This is a genomic window from Paenarthrobacter nitroguajacolicus, assembly GCF_007786235.1.
Lineage (GTDB): Bacteria > Actinomycetota > Actinomycetes > Actinomycetales > Micrococcaceae > Arthrobacter > Arthrobacter nitroguajacolicus_A.
In genome coordinates, this window is the sequence record NZ_VNFK01000020.1 from 79,508 (window position 1) to 98,571 (window position 19,064).

The window sequence follows — 19,064 nt, forward strand, 5'->3', positions numbered from 1 at the left end:
TGCACTGATGTCCAATCCGCTGCCCTTGTGTGATATCCATCATTGAGCCGTTGGTGACACACATCACCGTTGCGGTCATATTGGTCATGGAGGTCCACGTGTTTCACAGCTGGAGCATCGCCCGCCGCTTGTTCGTGGCAAACCTGCTGTTCGTCCTGGTACTGACGGCCGTCTTCGGCGCGTTCTCCGTGGTGGAGGCGAGGGACAGGGCCTATGACAATGCCGGCGGACGGATGCTCTCCCTCGCCACGTCGATCGCCAACAATCCTCTGGTCCTGGAAGCGGCCGGCACGGCAGACCCCTCCAGCGTCCTGCAGCCTTATGCCCGGGACGTCATGGAGGACGCCGACGCCGATTTCATCACGATCATGGCCCCCGACCGGACACGCTGGACACATCCCCGCTCCGAAGAGCTGGGAAAGCCATATATCGGCACTATCGAGCCTGCCCTGCGGGGTGAGATCTTCACTGAAGTCACCGCTGGAACGTTGGGGCCCTCCGTCCGGACCATCGCACCCGTCAAAGACACGGACGGGACGGTTAAGGCCCTGGTCGCCGCGGGCGTTACGGTCCGCACGGTGGACACTGACGTTGCCGAACGGCTGGGCGTGATCGGTGGGATAGCGCTGGTGGTTTTGACGTTCGGATCCTTTGCCTCCTGGCTCCTGGGCCGCTACCTCCGCTCGGTCACCCGGGGCTGGGGCCCTGAACAACTGGCCCAGCTCTTCGCCTATTACGAATCCGTGCTGCACTCCGTCCGCGAAGGCGTGATCCTGATCGACACGCACGGCAAGGCCGTGATGTACAACGACCAAGCGGCGGAGTTGCTGGGGTTGGAGCCCTCCGACGCAGACCGGTCGCCGGACGCTGCTCCAAAACTGTCCGAGTTACCCTTCGATGGCAGCCTGCGAGCGCTGTTCGAATCCGGCAGGCCGGCCCATGACGAAATCCACCTCACGGGTTCACGGATACTGGTGGTCAACCAAGCTCCTGCCGTAGGGCCCGTGCCTGAGCGCAGCCGCCAGAAGCCCGCGGTCTATGGCACGGTCGCCACCATCCGGGACCGCACGGAGATCGAATCACTGGGCACGGAACTCCAGACCATGAAGACTCTCTCGGACGCCTTGAGGGCGCAGACCCACGAACACGCGAACCGGCTGCACATGATTGTCTCGTTGCTGGAACTGGGGCGAACGCCGCAAGCCTTGGAGTTTGCCACCAAGGACTTGGAGCTCAGCCAGCAACTCACCGATGACATGGTTGCTTCCGTGGATGAGCCCGTGATGAGTGCCCTGGTGATGGGCAAGGCAGCGGAGGCCCACGAGCGTGGCGTGGAACTGGTGGTGCGGACTTCCGGGAGTTCGGGCGTTCGCGGCTTGGAAATCCAGGATCTGGTGACCATCCTTGGAAACTTGCTCGACAACGCCATCGACGCTGCGGCCGGCGGCGAGTTCCCGCGGCAGGTGGAGTTGTCAGTGGAAGCGGGTCCGGCCGCCGTCGAGTTCCTGGTGAAGGACTCCGGCCGCGGCATTGATCCTGACTCGATCGATGATGTTCTGCAGTACGGTTTCAGCACCAAGTCAGCGGAAGGGAATCCTCGTGGTGCCCACGGCCGCGGCGTTGGCCTCGCGTTGGTACGTCAGGCCGTCCAGCGGTTGGACGGTACGATGACCATCAGCAATCCCGGCGGTGCACAGTTCCATGTTGTGCTGCCCGCGCCGGTTCCCGAGGAAGAGAAGGCATGACAGACATCCGCGTCCTGGTAGTGGAGGACGAGCCGATAGCGTCGGACGCCCACTCCGTCTACATCGGCCGGTTGGACGGGTTCACGCTGGTGGGAACCGCCCCGGATGGCCAATCGGCGCTGCGGATCCTTGGCGAGTTCGCCGCGTCCGGCGCCCCCGTGGACCTGGTCCTGCTGGACATGAACCTCCCGGACCTGCACGGCCTGGATGTCGCCCGCAGGATGCGGTCGGCCGGCGTTTTCGCGGACATCATCGCCATCACGGCCGTTCGGGAACTGAACATCGTACGCAGCGCCGTGTCCATCGGCGTAGTGCAGTACCTCATCAAACCGTTCACCTTCGCGACCTTCGCCGACAAGCTCAGCAGTTACCGAACGTTCCGCGAACAGCTGGCAGGTTCGATGTCCGGAATCTCAAAGGCGGGCGCTTCGCAGAGCGACGTTGACCAAGCTTTTGCGAGTCTTCGCGCCCCGACAGAGTTGCCGTTGCCCAAGGGCCTTTCCGGGTCCACCCTGGAGTCAGTGAAGGACCTGGTGCGGGCACGGCAGGACGCCGTGTCGGCAAGCGAGGTCATGGAGGCGCTGGGCATGTCCCGGGTCACCGCCCGCCGGTACTTGGAGTACTTGGCCGACGCCGGGACAGTCACCAGGGCGCCGCGGTACGGCACCCCCGGCCGCCCGGAGAATGAGTACGGCTGGAACCGGGGCTAGGGTTTATCCGTTTCTGTCGGGCTCAGGACCCAACCGTGAGTGGCGCCCAATGTATACACAGAGCGAAGATTTCCTACTTCTGCTGACTTAATGACCCCGCTCATGTATACACTGGGATCATGCGCGCCAGTGATCGGGCTTACACGGCCCTTCGTGAAGACATCATTGAATGGCGCCTACGGCCGGGCACGGTCCTGGCGGAAGTGGAGCAGTCCGAACGCCTCGGTGTGTCCCGCACGCCGGTCCGGGAGGCGCTGAGCCGGCTCACCGCTGAAGGATTGACGATGGCGGCAGGGGGCCGCGGCGTCGTCGTCACCGATATCTCGCTGGACAGCATCGACGAACTGTTCGAACTGCGCGAAACCCTTGAGGTACGGGCTGCGGCCCTGGCCGCTGAGCGCGGCGAGCCCGGCGTCTTCGCCGAGCTGCACGCACAGCTGCTGCTGGCGCCTGAGCTGCTCAGTGACAACGACCCAGCCCGGCATGACTACTACGCCCTGGTGGGCCGCCTGGATGAGGCAATCGATGCCGCGATCTCCAATTCGTACCTGGCCCATGCCATGCGCAGCCTCCGCGTCCATCTGGTCCGCGTCCGCCGTTTGGCGGCTGACGATGCCACCCGGCTCCGAGCAGCCGCAGCCGAGCATGCCGCCATTGCCGAGGCCATCGCAGCCGGCAACCCACGGCTGGCGGAAGCCGCCACCACACTTCACCTGCACCGCAGCCTCACCCACGTCAAGGCAACCCATACCCCTCATTAGAAGGAGCACCATGGTCAAGAACAACCACGTCCGCGTCTACAAGAGCGAAGAGAACCTCCCGCGCGAGGAACAGCTGGCGCACAAGATCGCAGTGGTCGCCGCCGACCCCGTCGAAGTATCGCCCGAAGTCACTGACATGGTGATCAACCGGATCATCGACAACGCCTCCGTGGCCATCGCCTCGCTGAACCGGGCACCGATCGTCGCAGCCCGCGCCCAGGCACTGACCCACGCACCGTCCGCCAACGGCAAGGGCGCCCGCGTGTTCGGCATCGAAGAGCAGGTTTCCCCCGAGTGGGCCGCCTGGGCCAACGGCGTGGCCGTCCGTGAACTGGACTACCACGACACGTTCCTAGCCGCGGACTACTCCCACCCCGGCGATAACATCCCGCCGATCCTTGCAGTCGCCCAGCACGTGGGCTCCAACGGCACCGATCTGGTCCGTGCCATTGCTACCGGGTACGAGATCCAGGTGAACCTGGTCAAGGCCATCTGCCTGCACAAACACAAGATCGACCACGTGGCCCACCTTGGCCCCTCCGCCGCGGCAGGCATCGGCACGTTGTTGGGATTGGACGTCGAGACCATCTTCCAGTCCGTGGGCCAGGCCCTCCACACCACCACCGCCACACGGCAGTCCCGCAAGGGCGAAATCTCTACGTGGAAGGCCCACGCCCCGGCCTTCGCGGGCAAGATGGCCGTCGAAGCCGTGGACCGCTCCATGCGTGGCCAGACTTCCCCCGTGCCGATCTACGAAGGCGAAGACGGTGTGATCGCCTGGATGCTGGACGGCCCGGACGCCTCCTACGAGGTCCCGCTGCCACTGCCCGGTGAAGCCAAGCGCGCCATCCTGGACACCTACACCAAGGAACACTCCGCCGAATACCAGGCCCAGGCCTGGATCGACCTCGCCCGCAAGCTCAACCGCGAGCACCCCGAGGCCACGGACCCGGCCAACGTGAAATCCGTGCTGATCAAAACGAGCCACCACACGCATTACGTGATCGGCTCCGGCGCGAACGATCCCCAGAAGTACTCCCCCACCGCCTCCCGCGAAACCCTGGACCACTCCATCCCGTACATCTTCACCGTCGCCCTGCAGGACGGCGCCTGGCACCATGTGGACTCCTACGCCCCCGAGCGTGCAGCGCGTCAGGACACCGTGGAACTCTGGCACAAGGTCACCACCGTGGAAGACCCTGAATGGACCCGTCGGTACCACTCGCTGGACATCGCAGAGAAGGCCTTCGGCGGCACTGTTGAAATCACGCTCACTGATGGAACGGTCATCACCGACGAAATCGCCGTGGCCGACGCCCACCCGCTCGGTGCCCGGCCGTTCGCCCGCGAGCAATACGTCAACAAGTTCCGCACCCTCGCTGCAGGACTCGTGGAGGAAGCCGAAATCGAAAGGTTCCTCGCCGCCGTCGAACGCGTCACCGAACTGGGCGAAGGCGAACTGGACCAACTGAACATCACCGCAGCACCCGGCGTGATCGACCTCAACAACGCACCCAAGGGACTGTTCTAAATGCTGTATTCCAAAGTCACCCCCGAACAGAAGCGAGTGAGGCTGCGGGAGCTCCTCGCCTCAGGGACCGTGCAGCAGTTCCCGGGTGCGTTCAACCCGCTCTCGGCACGGCTGATCGAGGAAAAGGGCTTCGCCGGGGTCTACATCTCCGGCGCAGTCCTGGCCAACGACCTCGGCCTGCCCGACATCGGCCTGACCACCCTCACCGAGGTGGCAACCCGTGCCGGGCAGATCGCCCGCATGACGGACCTGCCCTCCCTGGTGGACGCGGACACCGGCTTCGGTGAGCCCATGAACGTGGCCCGAACCATCCAGGAACTCGAAAACGCAGGCCTGGCCGGCTGCCACATCGAGGACCAGTTCAACCCGAAACGCTGCGGCCACCTGGACGGCAAGAACGTGGTGGACATCGACACCGCCACCAAACGCATCCGCGCCGCGGCAGACGCACGCCGGGACCCGAACTTCCTCATCATGGCCCGCACCGACATCCGGGCCGTGGAAGGAATCCAAGCTGCCCAGGACCGTGCGAAGGCCCTGGTAGACGCCGGCGCTGACGCAATCTTCCCCGAAGCAATGGCAACCCTGGACGAGTTCCAAGCCATCCGCGACGCGGTGGATGTACCGATCCTGGCCAACATGACCGAGTTCGGCAAAAGCGAGCTGTTCACCGTCGACCAGCTCCAAAACGTCGGCGTAAACATGGTCATCTACCCCGTCACGCTGCTCCGCATTGCCATGGGCGCTGCAGAGCGTACTCTGGAATCGATTAGGGCTGCGGGGACCCAAGAAGCGCAAGTGGAAAACATGCTCACGCGTGCGCGCCTCTACGAACTCGTCGACTACGAGGCATACAACCAATTCGATACCGGCGTTTTCAACTTCCAGGTTCCTGGCGTCCGCTAGGTTCCGGATTCATCAAGGGGAACGCGGGCACTCCGGAAACACCCGGCGCGCCTGCACAATGAACGAAGGAGAGCAGCATGGCAGCTGTTGACATCAAAAAGGGCCTAGCCGGCGTCGTGGTGGACTACACCGCCGTCTCGAAGGTCAACCCGGACACCAACTCGCTGCTGTATCGCGGGTATCCGGTCCAGGAACTGGCCGCCAAATGCAGCTTCGAAGAGGTGGCATACCTGCTGTGGAATGGCGAACTGCCCAACGAAACGCAGCTCGCCGAGTTTACGGCCCGTGAGCGCGCGGGCCGTGCCCTGGACCCGGTGGTCAAGTCTGTGGTGGATACGTTGCCTACCACTGCCCACCCCATGGATGTTTGCCGCACGGCGACGTCGGTGCTCGGCGCCCGGCACGAGCTGGCTGAGGACTCCTCGCCCGAAGCCAATATGAAGAAGGCAATCGACCTCTGGGCCGCCATGCCCGCCGTCGTGGCCTACGACCAGCGTCGCCGCCGGGGCCAGGACGCAGTGGAACCCCGCGAGGACCTGGACTACTCGGCGAACTTCCTGTGGATGACATTCGGCGAGGACCCGGTGGACGAAGTAGTGGAGGCGTTCAACGTCTCCATGATCCTGTACGCAGAGCACTCCTTCAACGCCTCCACGTTCACCGCCCGCGTGGTCACCTCCACACTCTCAGACCTGCACTCAGCTGTCACAGCAGCCATCGGTGCCCTTAAGGGCCCGCTGCACGGCGGAGCCAACGAAGCCGTGATGCACACCTTTGACGAGATCGGCATCCGCAGCGAAGAATCCCTTGAGGAAGCCGCCACCCGTGCCCGTGCATGGATGGAAGATGCCCTGGCCCAGAAGAAGAAGGTCATGGGCTTCGGGCACCGTGTCTACAAGCACGGCGACTCCCGCGTGCCCACCATGAAGGCTGCCCTGGACAAAATGATCGCCCACTACGGACGACCCGAACTCCTGGGACTGTACAACGGACTCGAGCAGGCCATGGATGAGGCCAAGGCCATCAAGCCCAACCTCGACTACCCCGCCGGGCCCACCTACCACCTCATGGGCTTCGACACCCAGACGTTCACGCCACTGTTCGTCGCCAGCCGCATCACCGGCTGGACCGCCCACATCATGGAGCAGGTGGCGTCCAACTCCCTGATCCGTCCCCTGAGCGAATACAACGGACCGGAAGAGCGCCACGTGCCCTAACGCTTCTGGCTTACAGAAGGAAGAACGACGGCGGGCCGGTCACCGAAGAGGCGACCGGCCCGCCGTTGTTCCTTCTACTCCTCGGGGATCGTCCACGCCACCGTGTGGACGTTGGCGACATTCTCATTGTCTGCCGCCAAGTCGACGCGTACTGCGATGCGTTGACCGGAAATCATGGCCGGCAGCCAGTGTTCGGCATCGGCCCACATGCGCTCCACCGGCAAGCGCTCCACGGGGAACCAGGCCGGGGCGATCTCCTCGCTTTCCGACGGCTCGCCCTCCCAGGCTCTGGTGAGGAACACCGTGGTGGCCATGTTCCAGTCAGGCCTGGCCGGAAACACGAAATCCACAGTTCCTGCCGGAACCAGATCGTTCGCATGGACTACAACGTTGATTTCCTCCATGACCTCCCGGCATGCCGCCTCGGATGCGGTCTCCCCCAGTTCAACGTGCCCGCCGACGCCCACCACCTTGCCCCGGCCAAAGCCGGTCTTCTTGGTGCCGAGAAGTACGTACTCCCCATCCGCGCCGTTGCGGAGCAGGAAGCACAGAGTCACATGGGCTGCAGTCATGCTGCCTACCTTAACCTGATCTCCCCAGCCGTTGCCGCCATTGCTACAGTGAGCCCATGAGCGAAGGTGGGGGTGACGTGCGTGCCAACGTGGCCGCCGTCGATGAGGTTGCTGAGGTGCCGCCAAAGGCAGGGAACGCCAAGGATGAGACCGCCACGGGTCCTGTCCGTGCAGCCAAGCCTGAACGGGACTCCTGGCTGCCCCGTTGGCTGGTGGCGCACCCCCTCTACGTCGGTTGGGCGTGGACAGTAGTGTGGGCAGGGCTCATCATCCTGGACGAAGTGGTGGACCTGGCCGGATGGACGTGGTACCTCCTGGTCCTTGTGGCCGCCCTCCCCACCTTGGTCTCCACCCTGGTGGTGCTGCATGCCACTCCCCGCAGTCACCTGAGGGCCGTGGACGCCACCGTGCTGGGCCACTTTTTTGTGCGGTTCCTGGCGCTTGTAGCAGCGTTCATGGTGTGGGCGGCCTCCGTCGTGATGAGTGCCTCGATCTCCACGACAGTCCAGTCCGTGATTGGCGATTCCGAGAAGGAAGTTACTGCTCTCGGCTTCAACCTCATGCTGGCGGCGGTTCCGCTGGTGCTCTCAATCCTGTGGATGGCCTTCATCGTGCGCTGTGCTTGGTTCCTGCGGAGGCTGCGCGGCTGGCGGCAGATACCGGTAAAGACCCGTGTGCCTAAGAAGTTCCTCCGCGGACGGCCCCGGCTCAAGCGTGTAGTGGTAGGGCTCGCGCACCCCGGTCTCCTGCTGGTAGCAGGTTTGGGAACGTCGCTGCTGGCGCTGTTTGTGGACGCCGTGGAACTGACGCTGAACGTACTGGACTAATTGGCCGGACGTTTTAGGCGGGACGATAGCAACTAGCCGAGCGCCCTCGGGTGTGCCGCTGCGTAGATTTCGCGCAACGTGTCCGCGGTGACCAGTGTATAAACCTGCGTGGTGGTCACGGACGCATGGCCCAACAGTTCCTGCACCACCCTGACATCCGCCCCGCCCTCCAGGAGATGCGTGGCGAAAGAGTGGCGCAGGGTGTGCGGCGAGACGTCCTTGGTGATATTGGCCTTCTCGGCAGCCGTTTTGAGGATGGTCCATGCGCTCTGCCTGCTGATCCGCCCGCCCCGGGCGTTCAGGAACAGAGCCGGAGTGCCTTTGCCTTTGGACGCCAGCAAGGGCCTGCCACGGACAACATAAGCCCCGACGGCGCGTGCACCGTAGGAGCCCAGCGGCACCAGCCGTTCCTTGGAACCTTTGCCGAACAACCTCACGATGGCAGGATCGCCGCCGGTGTCCTCGAGGGAAACGTCGTCCACGTCCAGTCCCACGGCTTCACTGATGCGGGCCCCGGTGGAGTACAGAAATTCCAGGAGGGCGCGGTCCCGAAGTCCTGTGGCACTATCCGAGCCGGCAGCTTCCAGGATGCGCGTAACCTCACCGACGCTGATGGCTTTCGGAAGCCGCTTGCCCGGCATGGGCGGGTGGACATCGCTGGCGGGGTCCACCGTCGTTGTTCCTTCCAGGGCCCAAAACTTATGTAGTCCACGGACAGCTACCACCGTGCGTGCGGCTGAGCGGACACCAAGGACGGCAGCCCCATCCGAACCGTCGGACAACGCTTGAACAAAAGCGGTGACATGGTGGCGGGTAATGTCGCCAGGCCGTTCCACCCCCTGGGCCGCGAGGAAATTTGAGTACCTTGCGAGGTCACGGCGATAAGCGGCCAAGGTGTTCGCGGCCAAACCGCGTTCCACGCCGACGTGCTGAAGATAGTCAGTCACTGCGCGGTCAACGCCGTTGACGGTTCGCGTGGCGGCCTCGGCCATGCTCAGCGCTGGCTCGGGTGAGCCGGCCATGGTGCGTTGGCAGGACGCAGACTGCTGAATCCGTCAGCCTTGGCAGCGGCGGCCGCGAGGATTCCGAGGACTGCCGAGGGGTTGTGCAGCCTACCTTCGAGGACGGCACGCACGGCCTCGTCCAACGGAACCCATTGGAGCTCGATCTCCGCCTCTTCGTCGGTGCGAACGTGTCGCTCGGCCTCCGGGACATCGGTGATGCCACGGGCCAGGTAGATCCGAACCGCTTCGCTGGAGGAGCCCGGAGAGTTGAAAAAGTCCACCAGTACATTCCAGGTAGCTGCAACGAGGTCGGCTTCCTCAGCGAGCTCCCGTGCTGCGCCCACCACAAAATCTTCACCTTCGACATCCAGCAGGCCAGCCGGAATCTCCCAAAGATCCATGCCCACGGGGTGGCGGTACTGCTTCAGCAGCAGGACCTCACCGTCCACGTTCATGGGGAGCACGGCTACTGCGCCAGGGTGGTCGATGTAGTCACGGACCAGGGCGTCAGTGTCCTCGCTCAGCTGGAACGAGTCGCTGACCACATCCCAAATGCGGCCTTCGTAAACCTTGCTGGTAGACAAAAGACGGCGCGGGCTCGGCATGTCCGAAACCTGCCTTGATGTGCGGGGGGTTTCAGAGATACCGGGCATCGCGCCGTCCTTTGCTTTTTTCTTGCGTTTACTTGGCAGCTACCGCGCGGGCACCGGTCTTGGTGGCAACAGGGCCGCCTTCACGACGCTCCAGTGCAGCCTTGACCAGGCCAGCGAACAGCGGGTGAGGGCGCGTAGGCCGGGAGCTGAGCTCCGGGTGCGCCTGCGTTGCAACGTAGAACGGGTGCACTTCACGGGGAAGCTCAACATACTCCACGAGCTTGCCGTCAGGAGAGGTACCCGAGAACACCAGGCCCTCGGCCGCGATCTGGTCGCGGTACTTGTTGTTGACCTCGTAGCGGTGACGGTGGCGTTCGCTGACAGTGGTGGTGCCGTAGGTCTCGGCGATGACCGAGCCCTCGTCCAGCTTGGCTTCGTAGAGGCCCAGGCGCATGGTGCCGCCGAGGTCTCCCTTGCCTTCCACGATGTCCAACTGCTCTTCCATGGTGGCGATGACCGGGTACTTGGAATCCGGCTCGAACTCGCTCGAGGACGCGCCTTCCAGGCCAACGACGTTGCGGGCGTACTCGATGACCATGCACTGCAGGCCAAGGCAGAGACCCAGGACGGGGAGCTTGGATTCACGGGCGAACTTCAACGCGCCAAGCTTGCCTTCGAGTCCGCGGATACCGAATCCACCCGGAACGCAGATGGCGTCCACGCCGGCCAGGGACTTGGTGGCACCTGCGAGGGTTTCACACTCGTCCGAAGGGACCCAACGGATCTTAACCTTGGCTTCGTTGGCGAACCCGCCGGCACGGAGCGCTTCGGTGACCGAGAGGTACGCATCCGGAAGGTCGATGTACTTGCCCACCAGGGCGATTTCGACCTCGTGCTTGGGGTTGTGGACGGCTTCGAGCAGCTTGTCCCACTTGCTCCAGTCAACGTCCTTGAACGGCAGATCCAGTGCCCGGACGATGTAGGAGTCCAGGCCCTGTGAGTGCAGCGTCTTGGGGATGTCGTAGATGCTGGGGGCATCCGCGGCGTTGACCACGGCGTCGATGTCGACGTCGCACATGCGGCCGATCTTCTCGCGCATGGCATCGGGCACTTCGCGGTCCGAGCGGATCACGATGGCTTCAGGCTGGATGCCGATGGAGCGAAGGGCTGCCACGGAGTGCTGCGTCGGCTTGGTCTTCAGTTCCTGGGAAGGACCGATGTACGGCACCAGGGAAACATGGAGGAAGAAGACGTTGTTGCGGCCAACATCCTGGCGGACCTGGCGGGCCGACTCGAGGAAGGGCTGCGACTCGATATCGCCCACCGTGCCACCGATTTCGGTGATGATGACGTCCGGAGCGTTCTTGCCTTCGGCAGGCAGTCGCATACGGCGCTTGATTTCATCCGTGATGTGCGGGATGACCTGAACGGTGTCTCCGAGGTATTCGCCGCGGCGTTCCTTGGCAATCACGGTGGAGTAGATCTGGCCGGTTGTCACGTTGGCCGAACCTTCGAGGTTTTCATCGAGGAAGCGCTCGTAGTGTCCGATGTCGAGGTCGGTTTCGGCGCCGTCATCCGTCACGAATACTTCGCCGTGCTGGAAGGGGTTCATCGTGCCCGGATCCACGTTCAAGTAGGGATCGAGCTTCTGCATAGTTACAGACAAACCGCGTGCCCGCAGCAGGTGGCCGAGGCTGGAAGCCGTCAGACCCTTACCGAGCGAGGACGCCACACCACCGGTGACGAAGATGTGTTTGGTCGTCTTGGACGAGCCCGGGAACCGGGAATTTACACGGGAATTTGATCGCTGCACCACGGAATTCGAGCTTATCATCAATTACGCCTTCCAAGCGTCCGGTTCGATTCCCCAAATGGTCAATAGTTGCCCAGGACCGCGTTCCAATCAAGAGCCGGGCCGGACCAAGTGCTGCGATGTGATTGTGGGCACGTCGGTCAAACCCTCCTGCCTGAGCCGGCTAGGCGCGCTGGGGCAGGAGCTTCGCGTCGTCCAGCAGTTCCTGGGCGTGGGCCTGCGCAGACTCGGAATCCTCTTGCCCGGCCAACATGCGGGCAAGTTCCTTGACACGTTCGTCGTCGCTGAGCAACTGCACGTCGCTGGAGGTGAATCCTGTGGTCGTCTTTCCGTCGGAGCCCCGCACGGATGTCTTGGTCACGCGGATGTGCTGGTCGGCGAAAGCAGCCACCTGGGGCAGGTGGGTCACCACCAGCACCTGGACGTGGCGGGCCAACATGGCCAAGCGGCGTCCGATTTCGACGGCGGCCCGGCCGCCAACGCCCGCGTCCACTTCGTCAAAGACGAAAGTCGGGACGGGATCCACAGCTGCCAGAACTACCTCTATAGCCAACATCACCCTGGAGAGTTCACCGCCTGACGCCCCTTTGCCCAGTGGCCTGGCGGGAGCGCCCGAATGCGGCCGCAGGAGGAAGGCGATCTCGTCGGTGCCCCACGGGCCCAACGATCCGCTGCCGTCCACCTCGATGACCAACGTGGCGTCCGCCATGGCCAGGGCCTTCAGCTCCGCGCTGACCCTTGATGACAGGTCCTTGGCAGCCTTCTGGCGGGCTTTGCTGATTGTTGCCGCCTGCTTCCTCAAGGTGCCCTCGGCAGAAGCCACCTCGGCGTCCAGGGACTCGATACGGCTTGAGTCGTCCTGCAGCTCGTCCAAGCGAGTCCTCGCGGCCGCTGCCCACTCCAGCACTTCATCGATGCTGGGGGCGTACTTGCGGATCAGCTTGGCCAAAGCGGCTCGGCGGTCCTCGATCTCGGAGAGCCGTTCCGGCCCTTCCGTGTCCAACGCGGCCTGGTAGCTGGACAGCTCGGCCGCGATGTCATTGAGGAGGAACCCGACTTCAGCAAGCCGGGTAGCGGCAGAACGCAACTCCTCGTCATGCTCGGCCACATGCTCGAGTGTCCGTTTTGCCGCATCCACCATGGAGGTTGCGTCCCCGGCGTCCCCGAATTCCTCCGCGATGAGAGATTCATGGGCCGCAGCCGCTGCCAGCCTCAGCTCTTCGACATTCGCCAGCTTCACGGCCTCGGCCTTGAGGGTTTCGTCCTCGCCCGGCTGGGGGTCGACATCGTCGATTTCCTTGAGGGCAGCGTCCAACGACTCAGCTTCACGGAGACGTTCGCGAGCTTCACTCCGCAAGGTTTCGAGCTCGGCCTGGATGGCCTTCCAATGGTTGAAGAGCTCCTGGTACTCCCCCAGGCTTTTGGCGAGGGGGGCGCCAGCGAACCTGTCCAAGGCATGCCGCTGCGCCGTAGCACTCTTGAGGCGGATCTGGTCCGACTGCCCATGGACCACCACCAGGCTTTCGCCCAACTCCGCCAGCACGCCCACAGGTGCCGCACGTCCGCCAACGTAAGCACGGCTGCGCCCATCGGCACCCACGGTGCGGGCCAACAGGAGCTCTGCGACGCCGTCGAACTCCTCGGCCTCACCGCCGGCCTCCTTGGCGCGTTCAACGGCACTGTGCGCGGGATCGAGCTTCAGCACGGCCTCCGCAGAGGCGGACTTGGCGCCGCTCCGGACAGCTCCCGCGTCCGAGCGGGCACCAAGGAGAAGCCCGACGGCGGTCACCACCATGGTTTTGCCCGCGCCGGTTTCGCCCGTGACGACGCTGAGCCCGGGGCCCAGCGGCAGGGCGGCGTCAGTGATGACGCCGAGGTCACGGATTCGGAGTTCTTCAAGCATGGTTCACTTCGCATTCGTGGGGTCGGAAGGTTCACCGTCCCGGGGACTTTCAACATCCCGCGGACTGGGCAAGGGAGCCGGCGACAGGGTCCGGATCACGGGGATGGGACCAGTGTGGACTTCGCCGCTCCGGGGGGCCGGGCCACGCCAGCCGTGGATGGGGAGCTCGAATTTGCGGACGAGTCGGGCCGAGAACGGCGTTTTGTGGGTCCGGGCGAGCCGCACCGGAGTTGCCGAGCGTGTCACTTCAACACGGGCACCGGGCGGGAGGTCCACCGACCGCCGCCCATCGCACCACAGCACCCCCAGGGCGTCCGTCCGGTTCATGATCTCGACGGCCAGCTTGGAGCGCGGCGATACCACCAGCGGTTTGGCAAAGAGGGCATGCGCACTGATGGGAACAATGACCAGGGCCTCTACCTCGGGCCACACCACGGGTCCGCCCGATGAAAAAGCGTAGGCTGTGGAACCGGTGGGGGTAGCCATCACCACGCCATCGCAGCCAAAGGACGTCAGTGGACGTTCATCCACTTCGGTGACGACCTCCAGCATCCGCTCCCGGTTGGCCTTCTCAATGGCTGCCTCATTCAAAGCCCACGTATGCCAGATCTTTTGACCTTTGATCCACACCTGGACATCGATAGTCATGCGTTCTTCCACCGTGTACTGGCGGCTCGCGATCCACTCCACCGTCTGGGCGAGGTCAGCCCGTTCGCTTTCGGCCAGGAAACCCACATGTCCCAGGTTCACACCCAGCAGCGGGACATCCACTTCACGGACCAGTTCGGCCGCGCGCAGGATGGTTCCGTCGCCGCCCAGGACCATGACCAACTCCACGTCCTCCAGGCTGACGTGGTCGTTGAGAATCTCGATCGGCGTATCCAAGGCACCGAAGAACCGCTCGATATCGGCAAGTTCTGATTTCTGCAGCACGGGAACCAGGCCTGAAGAGTGCAGTTGCGTACAGGCATCCCATGCTGCGCGTAGCGATTCCTCCCGCCCTGTGTGGGCAAGGACCAGTACACGCCTGCTCATCGGGTTCTGCTTTCTAGTGGTTTGGCCAGAGTTTCTTGATCAACGCAGCAACGTGCTCGTCCCGCTCTTCGATCTTAGGCAACTCCGCGGACATCCTGCGCTTCATCCACAGGAAGTATTCAACATTTCCGTCTTGACCCGGGAGCGGGCTGGCCGCCACGTCCTGTAGATCCAGCCCCGCATCCACTGCTGCGCGGGCCACCTGGGCAACCGCACGGCGTCGTTCATTCTCCGACGACACCACGCCCGTCCGGCTCAGCCGCTCCTTGCCCACTTCGAACTGGGGTTTGACCATGAGGACAAGGTCACCACCAGGCTCGGTGCAGTACGCCAAGGGCCCCACTACCAGCGTCAGTGAAATAAAAGACAGGTCCGCGACGGTCAATGCAGCCGTGCCGCCGATCTGTTCCGGGCTCATGTACCGGACGTTGAGACCTTCATGGACGTCCACGCGTGAATCGTCCCGAAGGTGCGGCACCAACTGTCCATGCCCGACGTCGACTGCCACCACGTGCGCCGCACCTTGCCGAAGCAGCACGTCAGTGAAACCGCCGGTGGAGGCACCGGCGTCGAGACACCGCCTTCCGGCGACCACGACGGCGGGAAAGGCTTCCAGCGCACCGGCGAGTTTATGTCCGGCACGGCTGACGTAGATGTCCTCCAAGTGGGCTTGGACCGTGAGCTCCGTATCGGGGTCCACCTGGTGGGCAGCCTTGCCGAGGACGTGGCCCTCGGAACTGACCTTGCCATCACTGATGAGTTTGGCCGCGTGGGTACGGGACCTCGCCAACCCGCGGGTGACGAGTTCCTGATCGAGTCGTGCCATCCGCTAGCTATCGCCTTCCGGGCTGTTGGGCCTCGGCGCGGCCGGGAGCCCCGGCTCCGCATCCAAAGCCTCCAACAGGGAGTCATGAATCCCGGCGTACAGTTCACCATGCTCGGCTACCGGGGAGTCCGGGACGCCTTCCAGCAAGCCGAGCGCCCTGTCAACAAGTGCGTCACCGGTGGGTGTGGCGTCGTCAGGCCACTGAACGTCGAGGTCGGGCCCGGGAGTCTCGGGCAGCGGAGAAGTGTTGGGCTCGGTCATCGCACCAGTCTAGTGAGTTCGCCATTCCAGCTTCGGCGCCTGCGCTACCGACGTGTCCGGGACGGCAGCCCACCAGGCTGCACACGCGGCGCGCCACGCATCGAGGTCGTGTGCGTCACCAGTCACCGTCACCGTGCCGTTTTCAGCCACAGCTGAGGCTGCCCCGCATCGGTAGGAACCGGCGTCGCCCATGACCTCGGGATAGGGAGCATAAAGGCCCTCGAGGTCCGCCAGCAGGTAGTCGGGGCGCTCGTCGGTCCGCGCAGCCAAGATGGTGTGGGTGGTGTCAACACCGGTGAGGACTGCCGCCGTCGCAAATCCTGCGCGATTGCCACCCAGGATGTCTGTGTCCAAGCGGTCGCCAACCACCAGTGGGCGATCGGCTTTTAGCCGTTTGGCGGCCGCATGGAACAACGGCGCTTCAGGCTTGCCTGCCACCAGGGGTGTTTTACCTGTGGCTGCGGCAACGGCAGCAACGAGTGTTCCGTTGCCGGGCGCCATGCCTCGGGCCTGCGGGATGGACATGTCCGTGTTGGTTGCGAACCACATGGCTCCGCCGGCCACCACGTACGACGCCTCCGCGAGGTCCTTCCAACCGATCTCCGGGTTGAACCCCTGGACCACCGCTACAGGAGACTCTTCGGCGCTATGAACCGGCTTGAGGCCCACCAATTCGATCTCATGGGCCAATGCTGCGCTGCCAGTGATGAGGACATGCGCCCCCGCAGGCAGCATGGAAGCCAGAAGCTCCCCTGCTGCCTGGGAGGAACTGACCACTTGATGGTCCTCGGCCGGCGCACCAAGCTCACGCAGGTGCGCCGCGACCTGCGCTGGAGTCCTGGATGCGTTGTTGGTGACGTAACCCAGGCCAACGCCCACGGTTTCGAGACGCCGCAACGACTCCACAGCCCCAGGGATGGCGTGCGGTCCTGCGTAGACCACTCCATCAAGATCGGACAGGACAGCATCAAATGATGAGATCAGTGAATCAGCCATGCTGGGATTCGGTACCCTCGTTGTCAGCCTCTGCTGCTTCCTTGTGCTCATCCTCGTCCTCAACGGAGTCGATGTCCGACTCAGCGTCATCCGACTCGAAGTAGTCCGACTCAGCGTCATCCAGTTCAACATCATCGTGATCAACGTCAGCCGCTGCGGCTTCCACGATGACCGTTTCAGTTTCGGCCTTCACGACGTCGGCCTCCGGGGCAGGCTTCTGGAAGCGCGGCTTGCGTGCGGCTTCCTCGTCCTGCTCATCCCAGCCGAGGTCAAGGATCTCCGGCTCCGCAAAGTCGCCGACACCCAAAGCGTTCTCGGCTACGAGCGCCTGCCGGGCCCACTTGTCAGCTTCCTCATTGCGGCCCACAGCGCTCAGTGCCTCAGCGTACGCACGGAACAGGCGCGGGCTATACGAGAAGGCCCGGTTGATGTCCAACTGCGGGATCTCCAGCTCGCTGACAGCAGCATCCAGTTGCTTCAAGTCAGCGCGCGCCCCCGACGCCACAATCGCCAACTCCACCTTGCCCGGAGCATCAAGATCCTGGGCTTCCGGAGAGCGGACCATGTCAAGTGCGCGGTCCGGACGGCCAAGGCCACGCTCGCAGTCAGCCATCACCGGCAGATGCACATTGGACCCACTGATGCGGCGGTACGTACGGAATTCGCGCAGGGCTTCTCCATAGTGACCGGCAGCGTAGGCGGTCAGACCCACAGCTTCACGGACGGCCGAGAGACGGCCACCGCGTCGGCTGGCAGCGAGGGCGTGCTGGAACGCCAACTCAGGCTCGATGTCAATCAAGCGGCCTGCCATGACCAGGTGCTTCGCGACCCAGCCTGCGCTCTGCTCTTCGAGGGTCTTGATCTGGTGACCCGTGGCGCGGTCGAGTTCCTTGCCTGTGACGTCTTCATCGATCTCGGGCGAACGTTCACGGTCAGGGCGGTTGGCGCTGCGGATATCCTTGGCGTTCGGCACGCGGGCCGGGCGCTCTTCCCAGGAATTGCCACGGTCGCCGCCAAAGGATCGGCGTTCACCATCGCGTGCCGGGCGGTCCTGGCGGTCTCCGAACGAGCGGCGTTCGCCGCCACGGTCCGGGCGGTCACCGAATGACTTCCGATCACCGCGGTCGTTATTGACGCGGTCGTTATTGAACGGGCGGCGGTCATCGCTGTCTCGACGGGGACCGTCAAAGTTCCGCGGGCCGCGCTCAGGACGGTCACCGAACGAACGGCGTTCACCATCACGAGCCGGACGATCGCCGAAGGGCTTCCGGCCGCCGCGGTCGTTGTTGACGCGGTCATTGTTGAACGGGCGGCGGTCATCGCTGTCTCGACGGGGACCGTCAAAGTTCCGCGGGCCGCGCTCAGGACGGTCACCGAACGAACGGCGTTCACCATCACGAGCCGGACGATCGCGGTCACCGAACGGCTTACGATCCCCACGGTCATTGTTGAACGGACGACGCTCACCATCACGAGCCGGACGATCGCGGTCACCGAACGGCTTACGATCCCCACGGTCATTGTTGAACGGACGACGCTCACCATCACGAGCCGGACGATCGCGGTCACCGAACGGCTTACGATCCCCACGGTCATTGTTGAACGGACGACGCTCACCATCACGAGCCGGACGATCGCGGTCACCGAACGGCTTACGATCCCCACGGTCATTGTTGAACGGACGACGCTCACCATCACGAGCCGGACGATCGCGGTCACCGAACGGCTTACGATCCCCACGGTCATTGTTGAACGGACGACGCTCACCATCACGAGCCGGACGATCGCTGCCAAAGGGGCGACGATCGCCGTCGCGTGCGGGACGGTCATTGCCGTCCCGGTTTTCCCTGGAACGGAACCCACGGGGATCTCCGCCGGAATTGTTGTTGGGGCGGTACGAACCCCGGTCGTCCCGGTTCCCGCCGAAGTTTCCGCGATTGCCGCCGCGATTGCCGCCGTTGTGCTCAGCCATGGTGGATTCCTCCTGTTGCGAGCCGACCACTGGCGCGTGCGTAGTCGCTCATAACCCTTATTTCGTTGTCACGCCGCCGGCAGCGCGTAGCTCCCGGCTCGTATATCTTGTTCAATTCTATTCGACCCCGCCAACACCCCAGAACGCGGAGGGTGTTTTTGCGCCACCCGTGGCAAGTCTCACAACGTGGCAGTGACGCCGGAACAATCAGCCGCGGGGGGACGTTCGCTGTTCATGCCCGCCCGCTGGAACGGTGTTTGTTGTGTGGGTGTTATTTGTTGTGTGGGTGTTATTTGTTGTGTGGGTGTTATTTGTTGTGTGGGTGTTAAAGGTGAAGAGCCCCGACCTGTGGTCGGGGCTCTTCGAATGGTTGTCCGGCGGTGTCCTACTCT

The 19,064-nt window shown here is 63.8% G+C and carries 17 protein-coding genes; 7 read left to right on the top strand and 10 right to left on the bottom strand.

The window, feature by feature from the left end:
• Positions 1-98: 98 nt before the first annotated feature.
• From FQP90_RS20100 to FQP90_RS20125, 6 genes are all read left to right on the top strand, one after another.
• Positions 99-1,745 carry a sensor histidine kinase gene (locus FQP90_RS20100; protein WP_144652856.1) on the top strand — a complete coding sequence of 549 codons (1,647 nt, stop codon included), beginning with the start codon at positions 99-101 and terminating at the stop codon, positions 1,743-1,745.
• Complete coding sequence (locus FQP90_RS20105; RefSeq protein ID WP_144652835.1) at positions 1,742-2,455, top strand: response regulator; 714 nt, start codon at positions 1,742-1,744, stop codon at positions 2,453-2,455. Before FQP90_RS20100 ends, FQP90_RS20105 begins: the two co-directional genes overlap by 4 nt.
• 119 nt (positions 2,456-2,574) lie before the next feature.
• Complete coding sequence (locus tag FQP90_RS20110; RefSeq protein ID WP_144652836.1) at positions 2,575-3,216, top strand: GntR family transcriptional regulator; 642 nt, start codon at positions 2,575-2,577, stop codon at positions 3,214-3,216.
• Between the two features lie 10 nt (positions 3,217-3,226).
• The gene (locus FQP90_RS20115; protein ID WP_144652837.1) at positions 3,227-4,747 is read left to right on the top strand and encodes an MmgE/PrpD family protein; all 1,521 of its coding nucleotides are present in this window, start codon (positions 3,227-3,229) and stop codon (positions 4,745-4,747) included.
• Positions 4,748-5,653, top strand: coding sequence for a methylisocitrate lyase (prpB, locus tag FQP90_RS20120; RefSeq protein WP_144652838.1), 906 nt, complete (start codon positions 4,748-4,750; stop codon positions 5,651-5,653).
• A 77-nt stretch (positions 5,654-5,730) separates the two neighbouring features.
• Positions 5,731-6,870 (top strand): bifunctional 2-methylcitrate synthase/citrate synthase, encoded by a 1,140-nt coding sequence (locus tag FQP90_RS20125; protein WP_144652839.1) that lies wholly within the window; start codon positions 5,731-5,733, stop codon positions 6,868-6,870.
• A 74-nt stretch (positions 6,871-6,944) separates the two neighbouring features.
• On the opposite strand, the gene FQP90_RS20130 is transcribed toward FQP90_RS20125, so the two are convergent.
• Complete coding sequence (locus FQP90_RS20130; RefSeq protein WP_144652840.1) at positions 6,945-7,442, bottom strand: 8-oxo-dGTP diphosphatase; 498 nt, start codon at positions 7,440-7,442, stop codon at positions 6,945-6,947.
• A gap of 56 nt (positions 7,443-7,498) precedes the next feature.
• Between FQP90_RS20130 and FQP90_RS20135 the strand changes: the two genes are divergently transcribed.
• Complete coding sequence (locus FQP90_RS20135) at positions 7,499-8,269, top strand: hypothetical protein (protein WP_144652841.1); 771 nt, start codon at positions 7,499-7,501, stop codon at positions 8,267-8,269.
• Between the two features lie 32 nt (positions 8,270-8,301).
• Here the strand turns inward: FQP90_RS20135 and xerD are convergent, their stop codons facing one another.
• From xerD to FQP90_RS20180, 9 genes are all read right to left on the bottom strand, one after another.
• Entirely contained in the window at positions 8,302-9,291 is a 990-nt protein-coding gene (gene xerD, locus FQP90_RS20140) for a site-specific tyrosine recombinase XerD (protein ID WP_144652842.1), read from the bottom strand.
• Positions 9,264-9,926, bottom strand: a complete 663-nt coding sequence (locus FQP90_RS20145; RefSeq protein ID WP_144652843.1) for an NUDIX domain-containing protein — start codon at positions 9,924-9,926, stop codon at positions 9,264-9,266. The genes xerD and FQP90_RS20145 overlap by 28 nt, the downstream gene beginning before the upstream one ends.
• Before the next feature lie 28 nt (positions 9,927-9,954).
• Entirely contained in the window at positions 9,955-11,700 is a 1,746-nt protein-coding gene (locus FQP90_RS20150) for a CTP synthase (protein ID WP_144652844.1), read from the bottom strand.
• A 142-nt stretch (positions 11,701-11,842) separates the two neighbouring features.
• Positions 11,843-13,582 carry a DNA repair protein RecN gene (recN, locus tag FQP90_RS20155; RefSeq protein WP_144652845.1) on the bottom strand — a complete coding sequence of 580 codons (1,740 nt, stop codon included), beginning with the start codon at positions 13,580-13,582 and terminating at the stop codon, positions 11,843-11,845.
• 3 nt (positions 13,583-13,585) lie between these two features.
• On the bottom strand, positions 13,586-14,617 hold the full coding sequence (locus FQP90_RS20160) for an NAD kinase (RefSeq protein WP_144652846.1): 1,032 nt from the start codon (positions 14,615-14,617) through the stop codon (positions 13,586-13,588).
• A 13-nt stretch (positions 14,618-14,630) separates the two neighbouring features.
• On the bottom strand, positions 14,631-15,443 hold the full coding sequence (locus tag FQP90_RS20165; protein WP_144652847.1) for a TlyA family RNA methyltransferase: 813 nt from the start codon (positions 15,441-15,443) through the stop codon (positions 14,631-14,633).
• Between the two features lie 3 nt (positions 15,444-15,446).
• Positions 15,447-15,704 (bottom strand): hypothetical protein, encoded by a 258-nt coding sequence (locus tag FQP90_RS20170; RefSeq protein WP_144652848.1) that lies wholly within the window; start codon positions 15,702-15,704, stop codon positions 15,447-15,449.
• 9 nt (positions 15,705-15,713) lie between these two features.
• Positions 15,714-16,700 (bottom strand): HAD-IIA family hydrolase, encoded by a 987-nt coding sequence (locus FQP90_RS20175; RefSeq protein WP_144652849.1) that lies wholly within the window; start codon positions 16,698-16,700, stop codon positions 15,714-15,716.
• The gene (locus FQP90_RS20180; RefSeq protein ID WP_144652850.1) at positions 16,693-18,672 is read right to left on the bottom strand and encodes a hypothetical protein; all 1,980 of its coding nucleotides are present in this window, start codon (positions 18,670-18,672) and stop codon (positions 16,693-16,695) included. Before FQP90_RS20180 ends, FQP90_RS20175 begins: the two co-directional genes overlap by 8 nt.
• Positions 18,673-19,064 lie beyond the last annotated feature (392 nt).

Excerpts from the sequence above, each read along its gene's own strand:
- FQP90_RS20105 (WP_144652835.1), top strand. The coding sequence starts at position 1,742 with ATGACAGACATCCGCGTCCTGGTAGTGGAGGACGAGCCGATAGCGTCG.
- FQP90_RS20110 (WP_144652836.1), top strand. The coding sequence starts at position 2,575 with ATGCGCGCCAGTGATCGGGCTTACACGGCCCTTCGTGAAGACATCATT.
- FQP90_RS20115 (WP_144652837.1), top strand. The coding sequence starts at position 3,227 with ATGGTCAAGAACAACCACGTCCGCGTCTACAAGAGCGAAGAGAACCTC.
- prpB (WP_144652838.1), top strand. The coding sequence starts at position 4,748 with ATGCTGTATTCCAAAGTCACCCCCGAACAGAAGCGAGTGAGGCTGCGG.
- FQP90_RS20125 (WP_144652839.1), top strand. The coding sequence starts at position 5,731 with ATGGCAGCTGTTGACATCAAAAAGGGCCTAGCCGGCGTCGTGGTGGAC.
- FQP90_RS20130 (WP_144652840.1), bottom strand. The coding sequence starts at position 7,442 with ATGACTGCAGCCCATGTGACTCTGTGCTTCCTGCTCCGCAACGGCGCG.
- FQP90_RS20135 (WP_144652841.1), top strand. The coding sequence starts at position 7,499 with ATGAGCGAAGGTGGGGGTGACGTGCGTGCCAACGTGGCCGCCGTCGAT.
- xerD (WP_144652842.1), bottom strand. The coding sequence starts at position 9,291 with ATGGCCGGCTCACCCGAGCCAGCGCTGAGCATGGCCGAGGCCGCCACG.
- FQP90_RS20145 (WP_144652843.1), bottom strand. The coding sequence starts at position 9,926 with ATGCCCGGTATCTCTGAAACCCCCCGCACATCAAGGCAGGTTTCGGAC.
- FQP90_RS20150 (WP_144652844.1), bottom strand. The coding sequence starts at position 11,700 with ATGATAAGCTCGAATTCCGTGGTGCAGCGATCAAATTCCCGTGTAAAT.
- recN (WP_144652845.1), bottom strand. The coding sequence starts at position 13,582 with ATGCTTGAAGAACTCCGAATCCGTGACCTCGGCGTCATCACTGACGCC.
- FQP90_RS20160 (WP_144652846.1), bottom strand. The coding sequence starts at position 14,617 with ATGAGCAGGCGTGTACTGGTCCTTGCCCACACAGGGCGGGAGGAATCG.
- FQP90_RS20165 (WP_144652847.1), bottom strand. The coding sequence starts at position 15,443 with ATGGCACGACTCGATCAGGAACTCGTCACCCGCGGGTTGGCGAGGTCC.
- FQP90_RS20170 (WP_144652848.1), bottom strand. The coding sequence starts at position 15,704 with ATGACCGAGCCCAACACTTCTCCGCTGCCCGAGACTCCCGGGCCCGAC.
- FQP90_RS20175 (WP_144652849.1), bottom strand. The coding sequence starts at position 16,700 with ATGGCTGATTCACTGATCTCATCATTTGATGCTGTCCTGTCCGATCTT.
- FQP90_RS20180 (WP_144652850.1), bottom strand. The coding sequence starts at position 18,672 with ATGGCTGAGCACAACGGCGGCAATCGCGGCGGCAATCGCGGAAACTTC.